This is a genomic window from Streptomyces sp. SID13666 (assembly GCF_010548325.1).
Lineage (GTDB): Bacteria > Actinomycetota > Actinomycetes > Streptomycetales > Streptomycetaceae > Actinacidiphila > Actinacidiphila fildesensis.
This window is the reverse complement of record NZ_JAAGLX010000132.1, coordinates 1-929: the sequence shown is the minus strand read 5'-3', so window position 1 is coordinate 929 and position 929 is coordinate 1. Positions and strand designations below refer to the sequence as shown.

Genomic DNA, 929 nt, shown 5'->3' with positions numbered 1-929 from the left:
GTGTAGGTGCGGGAGGCCCGGTCGAACGTACCGCCGCAGGTGATGAGCCGGAGTTCCGCGCGGCCCGACTGCCGTGTGCCGTAAGCCTGTTGGGCGTCGAAGCGGTCGCGGGGCAGGACCCGGACGTCGTCGACGGTGAACTCGGCGACCTTGCCGTCGGCGCGGGTGACGCGGATCGTGGCGCCCGGCCGCAGGGTGCTGACCTTGTAGAACACGGCGGGCCTGGTCTCGGTGTCGACGTGTCCGACGAGGAGCGCGGCGCCGGCGGCGCCGGGCCGGATGCCGGACCCGTACCAGCCCACGACGCCCGCCTGGTCGAAGGGCGGCGGATCGATCGCGCCGCGCCGGTCGAGGCCGCGGGCCACCACCGGGGCCTGCACGCCCAGTTCGGGTATGTCCACGCGCTGCGGCAGAGCGCCGCTCAACGGCTCGTGCGCCGGCGGGAGTTCGGGGTCCGGCGGGCGGCCGACCGCTGCGATGTCGCCGGTGGTCGGCGCGGATATGCCGTGGCGTACGTCGGTCATCTCGCGGCCCCACAGCCACAGTCCGAGAAGCAGCAGCGCCCAGGCCACGCCCATGGTCAGGCGTCCGGTGCCGGGGGTTCGTTCGCGGTCGTCGTCGGACATGGCGGCTCAGTCCGTCCCACGGCCCCGGCGGAGCCCGCGCGCCGCGACGACGATCGCCGCCACACCCGCGAGGACGAGACCGACCACCGCCTGCCCGGTGCCGGGGCCGGTGCCCCGGGCCTCGTCGGCGGCCAGTTGCTCCGCCGCGCCGCCACCACCGGCGGGCACGGGGGCGACAGGTGAGGCGGCCGGACGGGAGGGCGCGGTGGAGGGCGGCTTTCCAGCCCCTTCGTCCGCCTCCTTGTCCGTCCCCTTCGCGGCCACGGCGATGACACCGCTGACCTTGCCCTCTTGGCCACCGCA

The 929-nt window shown here is 75.5% G+C and carries 1 protein-coding gene and 1 pseudogene; both read right to left on the bottom strand.

Annotated elements, in window-relative coordinates:
* On the bottom strand, positions 1–626 hold a 626-nt coding region (locus G3I60_RS43720; protein WP_164608552.1), incomplete at its 3' end, for a class F sortase.
* Positions 627–632: 6 nt separating this feature from the next.
* Positions 633–929: pseudogene (locus G3I60_RS43715) on the bottom strand (hypothetical protein); the annotation flags it as partial.